Raw genomic sequence first — 19,176 nt, forward strand, 5'->3', positions numbered from 1 at the left:
CTGCTTTATAAAGCAGTCCAATTTTTTATAGAATTCATGTAGGCAACAGTGTGTTCGATAAAATGTCACTATAGTCATACCATTATATAAATATTACTGCATTAACCTCGCTTGAAGTATTTAATATACATCTACACTCGGTTACCTTGTACTACTTTTAAATTGAATCGACCATACTATAACCAATAGTCGCTACCGAAAGCAAAAAGCCCCACCAAGTCGGTAGGGCTGATTGTACGTATCGACTGTCAATGTGAGGATATCGTTACGTCACAAGATGATGGTTGTATGATTGAAGGCATAACAATCTTTGTAACGTGAACTGACTCTACACTATTTTTTAATTAAGCGCGTTTCTTCAGTGATCACACCTACGGCAGCATCTTTTTTACCATCATCGTTAACATCGACTACAGCAGTAGGAGTAAAGGTAGTCGTTTCTACAGGTTGTGCCTGTTTGATAGCCACTGCTTCTTGCTGAGAAGCAACACGTGCCGAGCCAGCTGCATCGATAGCCTTGGTCGCTTTTGCCTTATTGGTATTGGCAGCTACATTGGCGATTTGAGCTAAATTGGTATGTTGCGGCACAGGAATGGCAGTCGGGATGTCTAGATTTGAACCACCACCAAGCACTTGATATAACTCAATCTGGCTAATGATTTTTTGTAGCTCTAAATTCAAGATACCTTGCTGAGTTGAGAACAACGAGCGCTGTGCATCGAGAACGTCTAGATAGTTAGAGATACCAGCTTTGTAGCGAGCATTGGCAATCTGATACGTCTGGTCAAAGTTATCCTGCAGGCGATACTGTGCGTCGAGCTGATCACCCAATGTGGCACGTGTCGCTAATACATCTGATACTTCACGGAATGCCGTTTGGATAGAGTTCTCATAGCTAGTCAGCGTTTGCTCACGTTCAATCTGCGCCACATCGTAGTTGGCATCCAAGCGACCAGCATCAAAGATAGGCACGCTAATGCTAGGGCCAAATGACCAGCCAACCGAGCCAGTATTAAATAAGTCGTTCAAGCTACCACTACTAACACCAATGCTACTGGCTAGACTGATAGACGGGAAGTAAGACGCACGCGCCACTTCGATATTGGCACCAGCGGCTTTTAGATTGTATTCTGCTTGCAGTACATCTGGGCGATAGCGTAGCAGCTCACTAGGCAGTCCAGCATTGAATATCTGCTGGTTAGTGATGTTGGTAACAGACGCGTTCGGAATAAGATTGCTAGGTATTGGTGCACCGACTAAGTACTGCAAAGCATTACGGGCTGTTAACACACTGCTCTGAGCACTCAACATCGCAAGATTGGCGTCTTCTAATGAGGCGCTGGCTTGCAAAGAAGCAAGCTTGTCATCGATACCAGCTTCAAAGCGCTTGGTAGTAATAAACAGCGACTCTTTACGACTTTCATAAGTTTTAGAAGCCAGTTCAAGCTGTGCTAGGCTATAACTTAAGTTAGCGTAGCTTTGGGCAATATTACTGATTAGACTGATTTGAGTGGTATCTTTTGCGGCACTGGTGGCCAAAAAGTTCTGTAAAGCCTGATCTTTTAGGCTTGAGATTTTACCCCAAAAGTCTAGCTCGTAGTTTGCCAAGCCTAGATTGACGTTGTAGCTGCTACTAGGGTTACGATCCACGCTGTTTTGAGCGCTGCGAGAGTAACCACCGCTACCATCAATCGTTGGTAAATCACTAATATCGGTGATTCGATATTGCGCACGTGCTTTTTCGATGGCTAAGCGTGCATTCTCAAAGTCTTTATTGTTTTCAAGACCGAGCGCAATCAAACTCTTTAAACGCTCATCGCTATAGAAGTTCTGCCAGCGTTGACTGGCAATACTTGCCTGATCAGCACTACTGACAGTTTCTTTGTCATATGCACCATAGGCTTGCTGAACTGGAATGTTAGGTTCAGCAAGTACAGGCCGCATATCCGCTTTTGGGATAGTATTACAGGCAGCCATGCTTATTGCTAAAGCGGTCAGGCCTATTAGACGACTGCCATTTCTGCGGGCGCTAGATAGTGATAAAGGGATAGAGGTCATGGGGCGCTCATCTGTCGTTGCGCACGCGCTGGCAGTAATACTGACTGCCGCGTGTGCTGAGTTTGAGGTAAAAAGTGAACGAAAACTCATTGTGTATTATCTCCTAAGTTCACAGGCTGATAACTCTTAGAGAGAGTCGGACTTTGTGGGTCACTGTTTGGTGTATGCGGCGTATTATCACCACCACCATCTCTGTCATTTGGCTTATTATTTTCATAGTTATGAGGGAAGATGCTACGTATCCAAATATAGAACATTGGAATAAAGAATACACCTAATAATGTCGCACTGACGACCCCACCAACCACACTGGTACCGATCGCACTTTGACTGCCAGAGCCAGCGCCAGTGGCTAAGAATAATGGTACAACACCAAGACCAAAGGCAAGTGATGTCATAATAATTGGACGTAAACGTTGGCGTGCGGCTGTCATCACGGACTCTTTGAGACTATAACCAGCTTCTTGATAGTCTCTCGCAAATTCGATAATTAGAATAGCATTCTTAGCAGATAGTCCGACTACGGTGAGTAGACCTACCTGCAAATAAACGTCGTTGGCGAAGCCACGCATCCATGTAAATACCACCGCTCCTAAAACACCAAGCGGAACGACCAATAGGACAGAGAATGGGATAGACCAGCTCTCATACAAGGCGGCTAGACATAAGAATACCACTAAGAGCGAGATTGCATATAGCAGTGGAGCCTGAGCACCTGATTTTTGCTCTTCAAGTGACGTGCCTGTCCACTCATAACCAACGCCTTCCGGCAGATTGGTTATCATCGTCTCTACCGCAGCCATTGCTTCACCCGTACTGAGTCCAGCAGCAGCAGCACCCTGAATGTTCATAGAAGGGAAACTGTTGTAACGGGTCAGACGCGGAGAGCCTGACTGCCATTCACTGCTAGAGAACGCATCGAATGAAATCATATCGTTATTGTCATTACGTACGTACCACTTACCAAGATCGTCAGGGTTGGTACGACTACTCGGCTCGCCTTGTACATAAACGCTCTTAATACGACCACGGTCAACGAAGTCATTGATATAACTTGAGCCCCATGCAGTCGAGATAACGCTATTGATACTGGACATCGACAAGCCATAAGCAGCGGCCTGTTCTTGATTGACATTGACCTTGAGCTGCTGTGCATCTTCTTGACCGTTAGGACGTACACCAGAGACTTGGTCGTTTTGAGCGGCCATGCCCAACAACATATTGCGAGCTTCGAGCAGCCCTTCATGACCGACGTTTCCGGTATCCTGTAGCATCAAGTCAAAACCACTGGCATTACCAAGTTCAGTAATAGCAGGCGGTACAATCGGGAATACTTGTGCCTCATTAATCTGAGTAAAGAAATAACCCATTGCCCGGCCAGCCACAGCTTGCGCGGTATTTTCATCACCTGGGCGGTCATCCCAATCTGACAAGCGTACAAACGCCAGACCCATGTTTTGGCCTGATCCGGCAAAACTAAAGCCTGCAACGGTAAAGACAGAGGCAATATTATCGGTTTCTTGAGTATCGTAATAGTTTCTAACTTTATCTAGTACGTCTTGTGTTTGATCGAGTGTAGAGCCAGATGGGAGCTGAACTAAGGTAAACATAATACCTTGATCTTCTTCTGGCAAAAACGAGCTAGGGATGCGTAAAAAGACCACCGTCATAATACCAATAATGGCAGCATAGCCAATTAAATATAACCATTTACGACCGAAGCTTTTACCCACGAAGCGCTCATAAGAGATGCTTGCTTTAGAGAAGCTACGGTTAAACCAACCGAAGAAACCTTTTTGAGTGGCCATATTACTCTTGTCATGGCTCTTGCTACGTTTAAGCAAGGTCACACACAGGGCAGGGGTAAAGATAAGGGCAACTAAAGCCGATAGTACCATGCTGGTAATCAAGGTAATGGAGAACTGACGATAGATAGCACCAGTTGAACCGCTAAAGAACGCCATAGGTACAAATACTGCTGATAGAATCAGAGCAATACCGACAACAATCTTACTAATTTCACCCATCGATTGAATGGTAGCATCTTTGACTGAAATATGGGGGTCTTCTTCCATTATCCGCTCGACGTTCTCTACGACTACGATCGCATCATCGACCAGTAGTCCGATAGACAGTACCATCGCAAACATGGTCAGAACGTTAATACTAAAACCTGCGATATACAGCACACACAAGGTACCGAGAAGTACCACAGGTACAGCCAGTGTCGGGATAATCGTTGCACGCCAGTTCTGTAAGAAAATGAACATGACGATAAATACAAGCACAATAGCTTCGATGAGCGTATGTACTACTTGTTCAATAGACAACCGAACGAATGGTGTCGTGTCATAAGGAGTAACCGTGGTTAGGCCAGCAGGAAAGCTTTGTTCCAACTCAGCCATACGAGCACCAAGTGCTTCGCGCGTATCAAGTGCGTTAGCGCCACCTGCCAAGGATATACCCATACCAGCGGCTTCTTGACCGTTAAATAGTGAGTCAACACTGTAGTCTTGACTTCCAATCTCAACATCTGCCACATCGCTTAAGCGTACTTGCGCGCCTGAGGCATCCGTTTTCAATAGTATGTCTCTAAATTCATCAGGTGTCTGTAGGTAGCTTTGTACTGTTACAGTGGCGTTGATAACCTGTTGCTCAGTGTCGGCGGGCGCTTGACCTAACTGGCCTGCAGAGACTTGCGCGTTTTGCGCATTGACGGCAGTAATGACATCAGAAGGCATCAAGTTATAGCTACGCAAGCGTGCAGGGTCTAGCCAGATACGCATCGCGTAGGTAGAACCAAATACACGAACTTCACCAACACCTTCGACACGGCTGATCTGATCAACGATGTTTGAGTTAATGTAATCGGCGATATCACGGCGATCCATACTGCCATCTTCAGAGATGAATGCTTGCACCATCAAAAAACTGCTAGAGGATTTGTTGACCGTGACACCTTGACGCTGAACGGATTCAGGTAGTGAGCTTGTTGCCGCTTGAAGCTTGTTCTGTACCTGTACCTGAGCGGTATCAGAGTCAGTACCAGTCTCAAAGGTGAGCGTCACTGATGCGCTACCGTTTGACGAGCTGGTTGATGACATATACATCAAACCATCAAGACCTTTCATTTTTTGTTCAATGATCTGAACCACTGAGTCTTCGACGGTTTGCGCACTGGCACCAGGGTAATTTGTGCTAACTGTAACAGTTGGCGGTGCAATACGTGGGTACTGTTCGATCGGTAGATTAATGACCGATATCACCCCGATGAGCATGACTAAGATAGCCAATACCCATGCAAAAATAGGGCGATTAATAAAAAAACGTGACATAGTATATCCCTAAGTCTTCCTATCTTTGAATGGAATTAGTTAGCTGCATCTTCTGCAGGTTTCTTGGCCGTGTTGCTCTCAGCAGGTTTCTTAGTTTCTGCTGCTTGCTGCGGTGTTTTGGCCGAAGTACTAGCAGGCGCACTATTTCCAGTTGATGCTGGTGTAGCGTTTTCTACAGGCTTAGCAACGACTTCTTGGTCAGGTTTAACTTTTGAGCCACCTATGACGACTAGTTTTTCACCTTCTTTGAGACCGTCAGTTACTACCCAATTACCATTGTAAGTACCATTCACTGTGACAGGGCGCACTTTGATTTTATTGTTTTCATCAACGATATAAACCTGAGTCTCACCTTTGACAGAGCGTGTGACAGCACTTTGTGGTACCAGTACCGCATTGTTGATCACACTTTGGGTCAAGCGCGCACTGACATACATGCCTGGTAGCAGAATACTGTTACTATTCGGGAATATTGCACGTAGGGTGACAGCACCTGTCGATTCATCAACTTGTGCTTCTGATAATGCAAGCTCACCACGTACTGGATAAACCGTACCATCTTCTAATACCAACTCAACGGTATTCAATCCCGCTTGAGCCTTGCCAGCAGAAATCTGTTGACGCAGTTTAAGTAGCTCGGATGAAGACTGGCTGATATCGACATAGATAGGATCTAGGCGTGAGACAGTCACCAGTGGATCAGCTTGACTTGCGCTAACCAATGCACCAGCAGTAAAGCTCGAACGATCGCTACGACCTGATATTGGGGCACGTACTATAGTGCGGTCAAGATCTAATGAGCTTGATTGCAAACCCGCTTTGGCGCTTTCAATACCTGCTCTTGCGCTTTCGATACCTGCTTGTGCTTGACCAATAGAAGCATTGGCACTTTGTACAGCAGCTTGAGCCGTGCGAACAGTGGTTACCGCTTGTTCATACTGTTGTTTAGAGATGGCATTGATTTCGACCAATCCACTCAAGCGCTGCAAGTCGTTTTGAGCTTGAGACAGTGTGGCTTGTTGACTAACCAAATCAGCTTTTGCATTGACGCTATTGGCCACTGCTGTCTGATAGTTGGCCTGTGCCTGTTGTACGGCTGCTCGACCACTCGTCACAGAAGACGCATAGTTGTCCGTATTAATACGATAAAGTGGTTGACCTTTTTTGACTGTACTTCCTTCACGGAACAGTATTTCGTCAATGACCCCATTAACCTGTGGGCGGACATCTGCAGTCTGATAGGCTGAGGTGCGACCAGAAAAGGTTTGTACTTGTGGTACGGTTTCGAAAGTTACGGTCTGTACGTTGACGACGGAGGGTGGCATTTGCTGCTGTGCGGCATCCCCAGCGGCATCCTCGTTACTGTCACAGCCCACCAGTACAGCTCCAGATAGTACAGCTGCTATTACAAGCGCAAGATAAGAGTGCTTCATCAATGTCCTCGTCAATAATATAATTGCGGTATAAATAAAAGAGTAATAATCAATAGTAGTGTTCGAGATATTGTTATTTGTTCTATGACAACCAATGCTAAGCGTTATGAATAATATACATAGGCGTTATAATATTGATTGTTTAATAAATATAAAGATGGCTACTGGTACTAAATATATAATTAAATAGTTAGATTTAGCCAATAAACATAGCCCGCTATTATAAACTAAAGGGTTAACCCCACAGTCAAGCTAATAAAAACAGTTATTATGAAAAAGAAAGCCACATTTGTTCTCATGAACTGTACAAACATTGAAGGGGTAAGCATCACAAGAGATAACGTTTACCAAAGCGTAACGTTGTGACAGCGCAATATAGTGTTGTTTTTTTGTTATATAGTCTATTTTTATATACATATCTGAGATTGTGCTTAAGAAATGTTGCGCAGACAGCAAAAATATGATTTTAGCAATACCTAAAAAAATCTTTAACCTGAGCGAAGGTGCATGGCGTATCAATCAAAGCCTCTTGATCAAACATTATCCGACCGTCAAAACAATTCTTACACGATTATAGTACTGCGAGGATTTATAAAACTTAAAGAAAGGTAACGATTCAGCTAACATACCGGTTCTTAAAAGTATGAATTGTTAGCTTTCCATGCATTAGTCACTAAAAATGCTACTCAAAAAGGAGCCGTCTTAATCCCTTGATAGTACAGAGTGCAGACGACTCACATTTAATTATACTAATCGTGCGCTAGCAAGTTCAGTCAATTGATATAAGCCTGTGCGATAGCGGTTGTCAGGCAAAGTGCTTAGGGCGTCTTGAGCCAGTTTGGTTTCTTCCAACGCGCGCTGTTTGCAATAGTCTAGAGCGCCTGAACGACGTACCAAGTCAATAAGTTGTTCAGCGTTTGGTGTCTTGCCTGTCTGCACAGCAATACGTAGCTGCTCATAGCCTTCAGTGTCGCTGTGTTTTAGCAGCTCAAGCGCTTTAATGGTTGGTAGCGTAGGTTTGCCTTCAGCAAGATCATCGCCTAGGTTTTTGCCCATCACTTCACTATCGCCACTATAGTCGAGCACATCATCGATAATCTGAAAGGCGTTGCCAAAGTGCTGACCAAAATCACCCAATGCCTGCATATGTTCTGTCTTGTCTTGCAAGATAGCCGCCCCTTGAGTGGCCATCATAAACAGACGCGAGGTTTTGCCATCGATAATGCGCAAATAGTCTTCTTCTGTGGCGGCAGGGTTATGCTGATGCTGTAACTGCAAGACTTCACCTTCAGCAATATCACAAGTCCCATCTGAGAACACTTGCAACAATGGTAAGCTTTGAAAGCCGACCAACAGATTGAAGGCACGGGCAATCAGATAGTCACCGACCAGTACGGCTGTGGCGTTATCCCATGTAGCATTGGCGGTTGGCTTGCCGCGACGCTGACCTGACTCATCAATGACATCATCATGAACGAGCGTAGCGGTGTGCAGCATCTCGGTGATTGCTGCTAAATGCATGGCTTTTTCTGATGGATTGTCATTGAACATGCGTGCACACAACAACGTAATCAGCGGGCGCATACGTTTACCGCCAGCATTAATCACATGTTGCGAGACGCTCATTACCAATTGAACTTTGGAATTAAGACTACCGAATACTTGCTTGTCCATGATTTCAAAATCATCAGCCACGATACTTTGGATATCAGCATAGTTAGGTGTTGATTGAGTCATTGAATCTGTATTATTTGAAGGGGTATTGGTCATAATAAATAGTCATATTAATAAGAGTAGAAAGAGTTTTTAACCTTGAGGCTATAGCAAATAAGGTGTTTTTCTATAATAGCATAGCTCTGTCTCTAAATTGTTGGTTAAAGTATTTAGAGAGCAGCGCGATTATCTTGTATACCACACCTATTGTAGGTAGTTATTGGCATACAACATTCAAATCAATTTAAATGATAACTATGTAAATCTAGCTATCTCTGTTGTGTTTTTATAGGCAGGCATGAGTGATAAAGGGCTATAAGTAACTGATTATATAAGTTATAATGACGGCTGTTAGGCATAAACTGTTATTCATTATTTTTATGCGGGCTGTTTTCTATTGAGTAGTATCTTAGATACTTTCACAATCAACAGCTTATATAGTAATAACGGATACGGTTATTAGTGTAACCACCTTACAAAAACAAGAGGCGCGGCTTGCTTTTATGAGCAAAAAGCCGTAAAATCTTGCCTTTAATTTTTCCCTGTCGTGTTCGTCGTAAAAGCGTTGGTATAACATCAGCCACGGCACACGGGTTAAACGGAGTCATACAATGTACGCAGTAATCAAAACTGGTGGTAAACAGCACCGTGTAGTCGTCGATGAATTGCTTAAAGTTGAATTGCTAAAAGCAGAAAAAGGCGAAACAATCAAATTTGAAGACGTATTGATGGTTGTTGACGGCGATAACGTCAAAATCGGTCAACCTGTCGTTGAAGGCGCTAGCGTAGAAGTGGAAGTTGTTGAGCATGGTCGCGGCGAAAAAATCCGTATCATCAAGCACAACCGTCGTAAGCATTATCACAAAGAACAAGGTCACCGCCAATGGTACACCTTGTTAAAAATCAAAGCCATTAATGCCTAATTACCCATTTAGCAATTATTGCTAAACAGTGCACTAAATGCTTAAGAGTTATCGCATCAGCGGTAAGTCAAATTAACAAGGAGATTTTCTCATGGCACATAAAAAAGCTGCCGGTTCGAGCCGTAACGGTCGTGATTCAAACCCAAAAATGCTAGGCGTAAAAATCTTTGGTGGCCAAGCTATCACAGCTGGTAACATCATCGTTCGTCAACGTGGTACAGAATTCCACGCAGGCGAAGGCGTTGGCATGGGTCGTGACCATACTTTATTTGCACTGAATGACGGTGTTGTAAAGTTTGCGACCAAAGGCAAATTTAACCGTCGTTATGTGACGGTTGAAAACGCATAATTATCTATTTAAGTCATTTTATTCTTTGAGTAAAATGATCGGATAATTAAAAAAGCTCCTATTGCCTTATGGTAGTAGGGGCTTTTTTTACGTGTATTCATTCTTATTGAAGCTTGCCAGAAGTAGTGAAAAATAATAAGAAAAACGGCTCATACCACTTAATAGCGTATAACCAATGCGTTTACAAGCGTGTATGGCAGGCGTAGTAATGATTGCAAATCATGACTAGGCGCGCAATAAAAAAACTGGCACACTGTTGTCATTGTTTATGGGCACCAGTTTTATATTGGTCAGATAAGCACTTATAGAAAACAAAAAATTTAATGAGATGTTTTACTTTTAAGCGACTATTTTTTAAAAGCTACTATGCTTTTTTAGAGAGGATTTATAATGACTTTATCAATGAACAAATCAATCAAACAAAAAATGATGAATGGTGCTCTAGCGGGTGTATTAATGACATCACTTGGCGTAGCAGCTCCTATGATTGCGATGACGCAATCGGCAACGGCAGCCCCTGCAGATAACTTGACCGCTGCTAAGCGTTTGAACACACTTTTGACCAATACTAAGAGTATGACGGCTAACTTCACTCAAACGACTAAAGGGGCAAACAGTGGTACGTTCAGTGGCTCTATGAGCGTTCAACGTCCAAACAATTTCCGTTGGGAAACGAAATCGCCATCACAGCAGATAATTGTTGCCAATGGTAGCTCAATGTGGGTTTATGACAAAGATTTGGAACAAGCGACCAAGCAAAATGTCGATAGCCAAGTAGGTAACACCCCAGCACTATTGCTATCAGGTGATCCGAGCAAAATTGATCAGAACTTCAAAATCACTCAGCCATACTCTAATAAAAACTACTATGTGCTCTATCCAAAATCAGACAGTGCAAGCTTTAAGAGCTTATCAATGAGCTTTAGCGGTGGTAAGCCTGTGATGATGGTATTGAATGATAGCCTTGGTCAGACCACATCGATTAAGTTCAGCAATATTAAACTGAATCCAAGCATCAGCAGCAGTCAGTTTAAATTTACACCACCAGCAGGTGTTGATGTTATCAATCAATAACAATCAATCACGACGCTGTAGATAGTGATTCCATAAAAAAGGACAAATCTTAAATGATTTGTCCTTTTTTTTGGCAGTGAGTAAGGTTGTATTGTTGCAACGATATTGTGCGTTGAGTATATTCAAAGATTTAAGACATCGCTTTGATAGCATTCATATCTGGCATCGGTGGTAGTGCATTTAAATCATTCAATCCAAAGGCATCCAAAAATTGCGGTGTGGTGTGTAGCAATGCAGGACGACCTAAAGTATCTTTATAACCGTCTTCTTTGACCCAACCTTTATCAAAGAGCTGCCTAAGTATGTTGCTCGATAGCGTCACACCGCGTACATACTCAATGTCACTACGAGTGACAGGTTGTTTGTAAGCAATGACACTTAATGTCTCTAGTAACGCTTGGCTGAGGCGCTCCTGACGTTGTGGAAAGACGGTCTGAATGAGGGCACTGTAGTTATCTGCTATTTGTAATCGATAGCCACTAGCGGTCTCGTGTAAGCTGAGTACACCCGTGTCCAATCGTTTTTGTAACAATGCGAGCGCTTGTTTGAGCTCTTTGGTAGATAAGGTCAGATGTTTCTTCAATACATTGGCAGTCAGTGGCGTTTCTGAGGCATGTAATAGTACTTCGATATCTTTGCTGATACTTTCAAGTCTTTGCAGCTGATCATCAGGTAGTGATGAGCGTTCGGCTGCTGATATCGATATGTGTGTCTGATCATTTAGTGTTATGTCGTTTGGTGTTATGTAATTTGGTACTGTGTCATTTAGTGTTATGTCGTCAATATCTACCATCGAAAGTACGCTCTTTTATAAATATTATATTTTTAATATAGGGCAGGTTAAATATAGCTGGTTCAATAGCATCTAGATACAAGGAAAGCGAGTGAAAGTACGACAAGTAGCAGACTAAGCGAGACTAACCCCGTATACAGTTTACAGAGAACTGATTATATTGTTAAGCCAACCACTGCAAGGTCAATGGCCCAATGTACGAGTCGTTTTCAGAACCACTATCAGCAGTGGGATTGCTTGCTCGATCAGCACTCACCACACCGACCAACTGCCGTTTTATTAGCTCTAATACCGCGACGAAACTGACCACCACACCTATCTTGCCTTGTGCTTTGTCCAATAACTCATAAAAAGAGCGTGCACCATCGGTACTGAGCTGCCGACTGATACTTGCAATACGATCAGCAAGCGGTACAGCATCGACCTTAATATTATGCATTTGATAGTCTGGCTGTAGCTGCATTTTAAACAAACTATCAATTAACAAATTTGGTGAGTAGTTTGGCAGTTCGGTATTCATGATTTCTTGACTGGGCATACTCACCATGGCCAAAAATACATCGCGCTCAAGACGAACCAAATTGTCTAGGCGTTGACTGGCTACCTTAATCTGAGCGTAGGCTTCAAGACGTTCAATCAACTCTGCCTTTGGGTCGCGCTCATCGGTAGGTGCTTCTGGTTTAGGCAGTAATAGCTCTGTTTTGATGGCGATTAACGTCGATGCCATCAATAGGTAGTCACCTGCCAATTCAAAATGCTCAGTATCTAACTCACCAATGTATGCCAAATACTGCTCAGTGATGGGCAATATTGGCATTTGGGTCAGGTCAACATTGTTCTTTTTGACCAAATACAACAGAAAATCCAATGGACCCGCAAACTGTTCTAACCAAATCGCAAAGGCTTGCGGGGGCACATATAAATCTTCTGGCAAATGTTGTACTGGCGTCTGATAAATACGCAACGACATATCATGAGCGTTGGTAGCAGGTGCTGGCATCATTTCTGGTACATGGTCTGTCTTCAATGGATTACTTAAGCTTGGCAAGTGGACGAATACCAATGGCGCGACGAGTTTTGTCTAGTTGCTTGCGGCTATGACGACGTGCTTTTTCTGCACCCATTTGTAAGATTTCCTCAAGCTCTTTCGGATTGGCCATCAGTTCTTGATAACGCTCGCGGAATGGGGCGATTTCGTCATTTATTTTTTCAAACAAGGCTTTTTTTGCATCTCCCCAACCAATACCAGCTGCAAACTTCTCACGCATGTCAGCAATTTCTTCAGGCGTCGCAAAGGCTTTATAAATCTCAAAAATAGCAGAGTCGTCAGGATCTTTTGGCTCTTCAGGCAGTTGCGAGTTGGTGACGATTTTCATGATGGCTTTGTGCATCTGTTTTTCGGCGCTGACTTGCGGATTAGCATCACCGAACAGAGGAATGGTGTTGCCATAGCTCTTACTCATTTTACGGCCATCAAGACCCGTCAATAACGGGATATTGTCATCGACGACCGCTGATGGTAGCGTAAAGAGGGTTTTGTAACGATGATTGAATGTACCAGCAATATCACGTGCCATTTCAATATGCTGAATTTGATCACGGCCAACAGGCACATGAGTGGCATTAAACATCAATATATCAGCTGCCATGAGCACAGGATAGCCGAACAGCCCCATATTGATACCTTGATCAGGATCGACGTCTTCTTTATCCATATTGATATCGACAGCTGCTTTATAAGCGTGAGCACGGTTCATCAAACCTTTGGCACATGAGCAGTTCAATACCCAAGCCAGCTCTGGAATTTCAGGCACGTCTGACTGACGATAGAAGGTCACACGCTCTGGGTCTAGACCACAGGCAATCCAAGTCGCGGCAATCGCTTTGGTTGACTCGTGAATGATAGCGGGATCGTAACAGCCAATAATGCCGTGGTAATCTGCCAAAAAGAAAAATGCTTCATCGTCACTGTTTTGAATAGCTTGGATGGCTGGACGAATCGCACCAACGTAGTTACCCAAATGTAGAGTGCCAGTCGGTTTGATGCCAGTCAATACGCGCTTTACAGCTGGTGCTTCGGTAGGGGTTTGGTTGTTAGATGTACCATTACTAGTCATAGGAAATCCGTTATTTCGTTTATCAAATTATTATAAATGCGTTATTATTTATGAGTCGATCATAGTGAAAGTATTGACCACAAAGTATAACAAATTTTTCGACCATTTTTCTTTGGAATAACGGCTACTTGTAGATATCTGTGCGACCTGTCGGGCCGTGTTTAAAGCGCCGATGAAACCACATCCATTGGGTAGGATCGATACGAATGAGTCCTTCTAAGACTTCATTAACCTGAGTGGCGTCAGCGATCTCATCATTACTCGGATAGTTACTTAACTCAGGCGTAATCGTCAGGTGATAATGCGGACGTTTGCCCTTTGGTAAATTGTCCGGTGTTTGACGATAAGTATGTAGCGCCATTAGTGCGGGTGGATGTGTCTTGTCGCCCAATTTAGCCATGCGTCTTGAGGCAGTAATAGTGGCCGCTGGTACACCGAAAAATGGTGCCATCACGCCTTGTTTAAGACCATAGTCTTGATCAGGCGAGTACCAAATAACATGTTTTTCCTTGATAGAGCTGACAAAACTACGCATGTCTCTACTCGCTATTTGCTTACCAAGAATGGTACTGCGCCCATTATAAACAAACCAATCTAACAGGGCATTGTTCTGAGGTCGATACATACCATCCATTGGAAAAAACTGCGTACATAACATACCACCTAGATCAAGCATCGTGTAGTGGGCGCCGAGTAAAATAACAGGGCGTCCTTCTTTTTGTGCGTTAACTAAATGCTGTAAGCCTGAGATAGAAACCGTGCGAGTAAAGACATTGGGGCGAAACCAAGCGCATAGGGTTTCAAATACCCCAATACCCTGATTGACGAAGACTTGCTTGGCCATCAGTTCACGTTCAACTTCTGGCTTTTCTGGAAAGGCCAGCTTGAGGTTAATCAGGGTATCCCGCCTGCGTGAGCCTGCTATTTTATAAAGCAAAACACCCAGTTTACGACCTAGCCAAAACTGATAGCGCAATGGTAAGTAAATCAGTGGCAACACCAAAGCGAGCAATAACCAGATACCCCAGTATTTAGGCGATAAAAACTGCCATTGAAAGGGTTTCTTATCGGCTTGCGCTGTACGCTTATGGGTCTGCGTAATCGTCGGCGTACCAGCAGGGAGTGCTGGTGACTTAGCCGACGGCTGTATGCTCGGTGAGGGCATGCTGTCTTTGGAAGATTGTTTACTGGGATCGTATTGTTCGGGCGCTTTCATAATATCCTTTTGCAGCACTTGTATGGCATCGGGTTATAGCATCTTATAGCATTGTCGCTATTGATGAAAAGTTATTATGATAATGGGGTAGTGACAACGGGTTTACAAGTTGGTTTTTGGGCAAAGTAACTCTATAAAGATGCTATGAATTAGCATATCTATAAAATATATAAGATAAAGATTCTATCTAATCAATAGCCATAAAAAAACCTTACAAGCTGCGAACAGCTTGTAAGGTTTTGCAAATCTACTCTTTCATTTAATGCGAATACTGCTGCTCTGAGATAAAGACAACAGTCGCAAAAAAATAAGAAATAGCTTTGATTAACGTTTTGAGAATTGTGGACGTTTACGTGCTTTACGTAGACCCAATTTCTTACGTTCAACTTGACGTGAGTCACGAGTAACAAAGCCAGCTGCTTTTAGAGCAGGTTTCAAAGCTTCGTCAGCTTCGATTAGTGCACGAGTGATGCCGTGGCGGATTGCGCCAGCTTGACCACTAATACCACCGCCTGCAACAGTTACATATAAGTCATATGCGTTAGCAGAGTCTAGTAGTTCTAATGGTTGACGTACTACCATGCGTGAAGTTTCACGGCTGAAGTATTCGTCAAGTGGCTTGCCGTTAACGACAATGCTACCAGTACCTTTTGATAAAAAGACACGAGCAGTAGAAGTCTTACGACGACCAGTTCCGTAATTGCGTTCCATAAGTGTATCCTTAGATGTCTAGTGCTTTAGGTTGCTGTGCTTCATGTGGATGTTCAGTACCCGCATATAGTTTCAGCTTCTTGATCATCGCATAGCCAAGAGGGCCTTTTGGAAGCATACCCTTAACTGCTTTGTGTAGAACATCTTCAGGCTTATGTGCAAGCAATTTACTGAAGTTAGTTTCTTTGATACCACCTGGGTAGCCACTGTGACGATAGTATTTTTTATCTTGCGCTTTTTTACCCGTTACCGTGATTTTGTCAGCATTGATGACAACAATAAAGTCACCAGTATCAACGTGCGGCGTAAAAGAAGGCTTATGCTTGCCACGTAAGCGAGTAGCAATTTGAGTGGCTAAGCGACCAAGGGTTTTGCCGTCAGCATCTACGACATACCAGTCATGGGTCACTTCAGCTGGTTTTGCACTAAGTGTTTTCATGATAAAACCTTAAAATTAGAATTCGTTGAGAGTTTAGCTGGGAACGGGGCTCTCAAAAAACAGACTGCACATTATAAGCAGTAGAGCCTACGCTTGCAAGCTGCATTAGGGTTTATTTTTGCCTTATATACATTTAACTGCAGCGTTTGGCCAGTTTTAAGCGGTTTTAGACATTTTTAGTGGGTATTAAGTGATTTATCAAACATGACAAATGACATAACCGTCAATGTTACGTTTGGTAATCACCGTGCAATTATGACGATGATAGCCGATAAAGTCCAGCGACAACTTGTCCAACTTTGGTTTGTTTCAAACATTCAAACGCCACAACCTTTAGGGTTGTCTGCTCTTGAGCAGTTAAATTATTATTTAAAGTATTTGCCAATTGCTGCAGTTGACTCTCTAAATCTTTGTCAGCTTCCAAATAAATGAGCGTGTCAGTATCAATTAATGATTGAGTAATTAGGGCTGTCAAAATTGGTTGCCACAGATCCTGAGCATAAGGCGGGTCAATGAACACGATATCAAAAGTTTGTGGGACGACTTGCTGTTGTATTAAGACTTTTTCTGCTGTACCAGTGATGATTTTGTGGCTATCAGAATCAATACGTAGCTGTAAAGCGCTTTGGCGTAGCATATCGCTTTGTGCTGCATTGATTTCGATAAAAGTGGTGTGAGCTGCACCGCGAGACAGCGCTTCAAAGCCTAATACGCCACTCCCTGCGCAGCTATCCAGTACATAAGCCCCATGAATATCAGCCAGTAGCCAATTAAACAATGTCTCGCGCAGGCGGTCGGGCGTTGGTCGTAAACCCTCTGCGTCGATAAAGCCCACAGTGCGGCGTTTAAATTGGCCACCAATGATACGCACATCGCCACCAATAGCGGCCTTTTTTGTCTTGTGGTTTTTCTTAGTATCTCGGCTGCTTATAGACTTTTTCATGATATTTTCTCGCTGACCGTTTTTTTATTCAGGCGTTGCTGCTTCTGCTTCAGTTTCAGTTTGCTCTTTTAGAGCCTGCTCTTCTTTATCACGCAGCGCATCACGTAGTGCTTTATCAAATGCCTTTTGACGTTTGATGGCTTTCAACTCATCAGCTGTTGGCGGCAGTATAGGATTGGTTTTGCGTTGTAATACCCAGTAATCGAATAAGGCGCGACCGATAGGCGCAGCGACTTTACTACCACCACCACCATTTTCGACCAATACGGCAAGGGCAATCTGAGGATCTTCTACTGGCGCAAAGCCATTGAACCAAGCATGATCCCAATAGCGTTTGTCTATAGCAGACTTGTCATAACGTTTACCTTGCGCAATCGATTTCACCTGCGCCGTACCAGTTTTACCTGCAATGCGATAGCGCGGTGTGTAGATACCTCGCCCAGTACCGCTTTTGATCGTGGCTTCCATCGCGTCATGCATGCGTAACCAGTCGGAGGGCTTGCCATTGTAGTCAATCTTACCATCAGGTTTGGTGATAACTTTGACCTCTGCTGCACCATCGCTATTTTTTAATAAGTGCGGCGTAATATGATAGCCCTTATTCGCCGTCATGGCTGTGGCGTTGGCAACTTGTAGAGGGGTGGCTAGAAAATACCCTTGACCGATACTGACTGAAATGGTTTCACCTGGTAACCAGCGTCTATCATAAGTGTCTTTTTTCCATTTTGGCGATGGCATGATGCCTGCTCTTTCATTAGGCAAGTCAATGCCTGTTTGCTGACCAAACCCAAAGCGTGTCATCCAATCGTGTAGGCGCTGAATACCCATTTCATAGGCCAGTTTGTAGTAATACGTATCCACCGACATCATGATTGATTTTTTGAGATCTACTGACCCGTGGCCACCGCGCTTCCAGTCGCGGAATCGATGTGAGTCTCCCGGTAGGCTAAAATAACCGGGGTCATAAATAGTGGTTTCCCAATTACGCAAGCCATAATGGATACCGCCCAGCCCTTCAAAGGGCTTAATAGTCGAAGCAGGCGGGTACATACCTTGTAACGCACGATTGTACAATGGCTGATCAAGGTCATCGCGCAAATCACCATAGTCTCTAAAGGAGATACCCGAGATAAAAGGGTTGGGGTCATAGCTTGGGTTACTGACAAAAGCCAATACGTCACCGTTTTTTGGATCGATTGCGACAATGGCACCGCGACGACCATCCAGCTGCTGTTGGGCGATCGTTTGTAAGCCATAGTCCAAGCTCAACGTAATGTCGTTACCCGCTATAGGTGGCTTGGTATCTAGCTGACGGACAATATTGCCAAGGGCATCCGTTTCGACCGATTGATAGCCCGGCTGCCCAAGCAAGATGTCTTCATAGTAATCTTCGATGCCAATCTTACCGATGAGGTCAGTACCAGCATAGCGTTCTTTATCAATACGTTTGCTTTCTTTGTCATTGATACGACCGACATAGCCAATGACGTGTGCAAATAGTTTGTCATAAGGATAAGAGCGCGTTAGCTTACTCTGAATGCTGACACCACGAAAAAAGGGCTTACGTTCACTAAACTGTGCCAGTTGTGCATCAGTCACGTCGATTTTGATCGTGACAGGGTCATTTTTGCTTTTGCTCAGGCGCGCCAAAATATCAGTAATGTCTTTTTCTGTCAGATCAAAAATAGGTGCGAGTAGCTGTAATGTACGCTCTGGATTTTCAACTTCGTTGGGGCTTAACATCGCCGTAAATACGGGTTGATTGTCCGCGAGTATGACCCCGTTACGATCATAAATGTAGCCACGGCTAGGCGGTGCAGATATCAGCTTGATTCGATTGTTATCAGCTTGTGTGGTGTACTTGTCATGGGCGTAGACTTGTAGGTAGCCATAACGCGTTATCAGGCCGCCTAAGCCAATGAATATTAAAAACCCAAAGACAATGATACGGTTGGTAAAAATTCGATTGACCTGATCGGTGTTGGGAGTTATCGGTTTATTCATATAAAGTCAGAGCCCAAACGGTCAGTAAGTCAATTAAAGAGAAATAAGATAGGCGGGGTCGTTAACCA

The 19,176-nt window shown here is 43.7% G+C and carries 15 protein-coding genes; 3 read left to right on the forward strand and 12 right to left on the reverse strand.

Annotated features, from left to right (window positions below):
• Window positions 1-333: 333 nt before the first annotated feature.
• The 4 genes from I6E83_RS03155 to I6E83_RS03170 form a co-directional block, all read right to left on the reverse strand.
• Window positions 334-2,148 (reverse strand): efflux transporter outer membrane subunit, encoded by a 1,815-nt coding sequence (locus I6E83_RS03155; RefSeq protein ID WP_227680794.1) that lies wholly within the window; start codon window positions 2,146-2,148, stop codon window positions 334-336.
• Window positions 2,145-5,393, reverse strand: coding sequence for an efflux RND transporter permease subunit (locus tag I6E83_RS03160; protein ID WP_197099951.1), 3,249 nt, complete (start codon window positions 5,391-5,393; stop codon window positions 2,145-2,147). Before I6E83_RS03160 ends, I6E83_RS03155 begins: the two co-directional genes overlap by 4 nt.
• A gap of 35 nt (window positions 5,394-5,428) precedes the next feature.
• Entirely contained in the window at window positions 5,429-6,826 is a 1,398-nt protein-coding gene (locus I6E83_RS03165) for an efflux RND transporter periplasmic adaptor subunit (RefSeq protein WP_197099952.1), read from the reverse strand.
• Between the two features lie 744 nt (window positions 6,827-7,570).
• Window positions 7,571-8,596, reverse strand: a complete 1,026-nt coding sequence (locus I6E83_RS03170) for a polyprenyl synthetase family protein (protein ID WP_227680795.1) — start codon at window positions 8,594-8,596, stop codon at window positions 7,571-7,573.
• Between the two features lie 554 nt (window positions 8,597-9,150).
• Here I6E83_RS03170 and rplU point away from each other — a divergent pair.
• The 3 genes from rplU to lolA all read left to right on the forward strand — a co-directional run bounded on the left by rplU (window position 9,151) and on the right by lolA (window position 10,885).
• Entirely contained in the window at window positions 9,151-9,462 is a 312-nt protein-coding gene (gene rplU, locus I6E83_RS03175) for a 50S ribosomal protein L21 (RefSeq protein ID WP_110922591.1), read from the forward strand.
• A gap of 91 nt (window positions 9,463-9,553) precedes the next feature.
• Entirely contained in the window at window positions 9,554-9,811 is a 258-nt protein-coding gene (gene rpmA, locus I6E83_RS03180; protein WP_021813611.1) for a 50S ribosomal protein L27, read from the forward strand.
• Between the two features lie 390 nt (window positions 9,812-10,201).
• Complete coding sequence (gene lolA, locus I6E83_RS03185) at window positions 10,202-10,885, forward strand: outer membrane lipoprotein chaperone LolA (protein WP_110922592.1); 684 nt, start codon at window positions 10,202-10,204, stop codon at window positions 10,883-10,885.
• A gap of 130 nt (window positions 10,886-11,015) precedes the next feature.
• Here lolA and scpB read toward each other — a convergent pair whose 3' ends face one another.
• The 8 genes from scpB to mrdA all read right to left on the reverse strand — a co-directional run bounded on the left by scpB (window position 11,016) and on the right by mrdA (window position 19,108).
• Window positions 11,016-11,678 carry an SMC-Scp complex subunit ScpB gene (gene scpB / locus I6E83_RS03190; protein WP_197099953.1) on the reverse strand — a complete coding sequence of 221 codons (663 nt, stop codon included), beginning with the start codon at window positions 11,676-11,678 and terminating at the stop codon, window positions 11,016-11,018.
• A 163-nt stretch (window positions 11,679-11,841) separates the two neighbouring features.
• Window positions 11,842-12,681, reverse strand: coding sequence for a segregation and condensation protein A (locus I6E83_RS03195; protein ID WP_197100167.1), 840 nt, complete (start codon window positions 12,679-12,681; stop codon window positions 11,842-11,844).
• Window positions 12,682-12,709: 28 nt separating this feature from the next.
• Window positions 12,710-13,795, reverse strand: coding sequence for a tryptophan--tRNA ligase (locus I6E83_RS03200; protein WP_197099954.1), 1,086 nt, complete (start codon window positions 13,793-13,795; stop codon window positions 12,710-12,712).
• A gap of 124 nt (window positions 13,796-13,919) precedes the next feature.
• On the reverse strand, window positions 13,920-15,011 hold the full coding sequence (locus I6E83_RS03205) for a lipid A biosynthesis acyltransferase (RefSeq protein ID WP_197099955.1): 1,092 nt from the start codon (window positions 15,009-15,011) through the stop codon (window positions 13,920-13,922).
• A 324-nt stretch (window positions 15,012-15,335) separates the two neighbouring features.
• The gene (rpsI, locus tag I6E83_RS03210) at window positions 15,336-15,722 is read right to left on the reverse strand and encodes a 30S ribosomal protein S9 (protein WP_110922597.1); all 387 of its coding nucleotides are present in this window, start codon (window positions 15,720-15,722) and stop codon (window positions 15,336-15,338) included.
• Between the two features lie 10 nt (window positions 15,723-15,732).
• The gene (rplM, locus tag I6E83_RS03215) at window positions 15,733-16,161 is read right to left on the reverse strand and encodes a 50S ribosomal protein L13 (RefSeq protein ID WP_010199223.1); all 429 of its coding nucleotides are present in this window, start codon (window positions 16,159-16,161) and stop codon (window positions 15,733-15,735) included.
• A gap of 253 nt (window positions 16,162-16,414) precedes the next feature.
• Window positions 16,415-17,104, reverse strand: a complete 690-nt coding sequence (gene rsmD, locus I6E83_RS03220) for a 16S rRNA (guanine(966)-N(2))-methyltransferase RsmD (RefSeq protein ID WP_197099956.1) — start codon at window positions 17,102-17,104, stop codon at window positions 16,415-16,417.
• 24 nt (window positions 17,105-17,128) lie between these two features.
• Window positions 17,129-19,108, reverse strand: a complete 1,980-nt coding sequence (mrdA, locus tag I6E83_RS03225; RefSeq protein ID WP_197099957.1) for a penicillin-binding protein 2 — start codon at window positions 19,106-19,108, stop codon at window positions 17,129-17,131.
• Window positions 19,109-19,176 lie beyond the last annotated feature (68 nt).

It is taken from the genome of Psychrobacter sp. SZ93C1 (genome assembly GCF_015864635.1).
In the GTDB taxonomy this organism is placed as follows: domain Bacteria; phylum Pseudomonadota; class Gammaproteobacteria; order Pseudomonadales; family Moraxellaceae; genus Psychrobacter; species Psychrobacter fozii.

Bases quoted from the DNA above. Each gene is read 5' to 3' on its own strand.
- rplM (WP_010199223.1), bottom strand. From the start codon at position 16,161: ATGAAAACACTTAGTGCAAAACCAGCTGAAGTGACCCATGACTGGTAT.
- scpB (WP_197099953.1), bottom strand. From the start codon at position 11,678: ATGGTAGATATTGACGACATAACACTAAATGACACAGTACCAAATTAC.
- rsmD (WP_197099956.1), bottom strand. From the start codon at position 17,104: ATGAAAAAGTCTATAAGCAGCCGAGATACTAAGAAAAACCACAAGACA.
- rpmA (WP_021813611.1), top strand. From the start codon at position 9,554: ATGGCACATAAAAAAGCTGCCGGTTCGAGCCGTAACGGTCGTGATTCA.
- I6E83_RS03195 (WP_197100167.1), bottom strand. From the start codon at position 12,681: ATGATGCCAGCACCTGCTACCAACGCTCATGATATGTCGTTGCGTATT.
- I6E83_RS03160 (WP_197099951.1), bottom strand. From the start codon at position 5,393: ATGTCACGTTTTTTTATTAATCGCCCTATTTTTGCATGGGTATTGGCT.
- lolA (WP_110922592.1), top strand. From the start codon at position 10,202: ATGACTTTATCAATGAACAAATCAATCAAACAAAAAATGATGAATGGT.
- mrdA (WP_197099957.1), bottom strand. From the start codon at position 19,108: ATGAATAAACCGATAACTCCCAACACCGATCAGGTCAATCGAATTTTT.
- I6E83_RS03170 (WP_227680795.1), bottom strand. From the start codon at position 8,596: ATGACCAATACCCCTTCAAATAATACAGATTCAATGACTCAATCAACA.
- rplU (WP_110922591.1), top strand. From the start codon at position 9,151: ATGTACGCAGTAATCAAAACTGGTGGTAAACAGCACCGTGTAGTCGTC.
- I6E83_RS03155 (WP_227680794.1), bottom strand. From the start codon at position 2,148: ATGAGTTTTCGTTCACTTTTTACCTCAAACTCAGCACACGCGGCAGTC.
- I6E83_RS03205 (WP_197099955.1), bottom strand. From the start codon at position 15,011: ATGAAAGCGCCCGAACAATACGATCCCAGTAAACAATCTTCCAAAGAC.
- I6E83_RS03200 (WP_197099954.1), bottom strand. From the start codon at position 13,795: ATGACTAGTAATGGTACATCTAACAACCAAACCCCTACCGAAGCACCA.
- I6E83_RS03165 (WP_197099952.1), bottom strand. From the start codon at position 6,826: ATGAAGCACTCTTATCTTGCGCTTGTAATAGCAGCTGTACTATCTGGA.
- rpsI (WP_110922597.1), bottom strand. From the start codon at position 15,722: ATGGAACGCAATTACGGAACTGGTCGTCGTAAGACTTCTACTGCTCGT.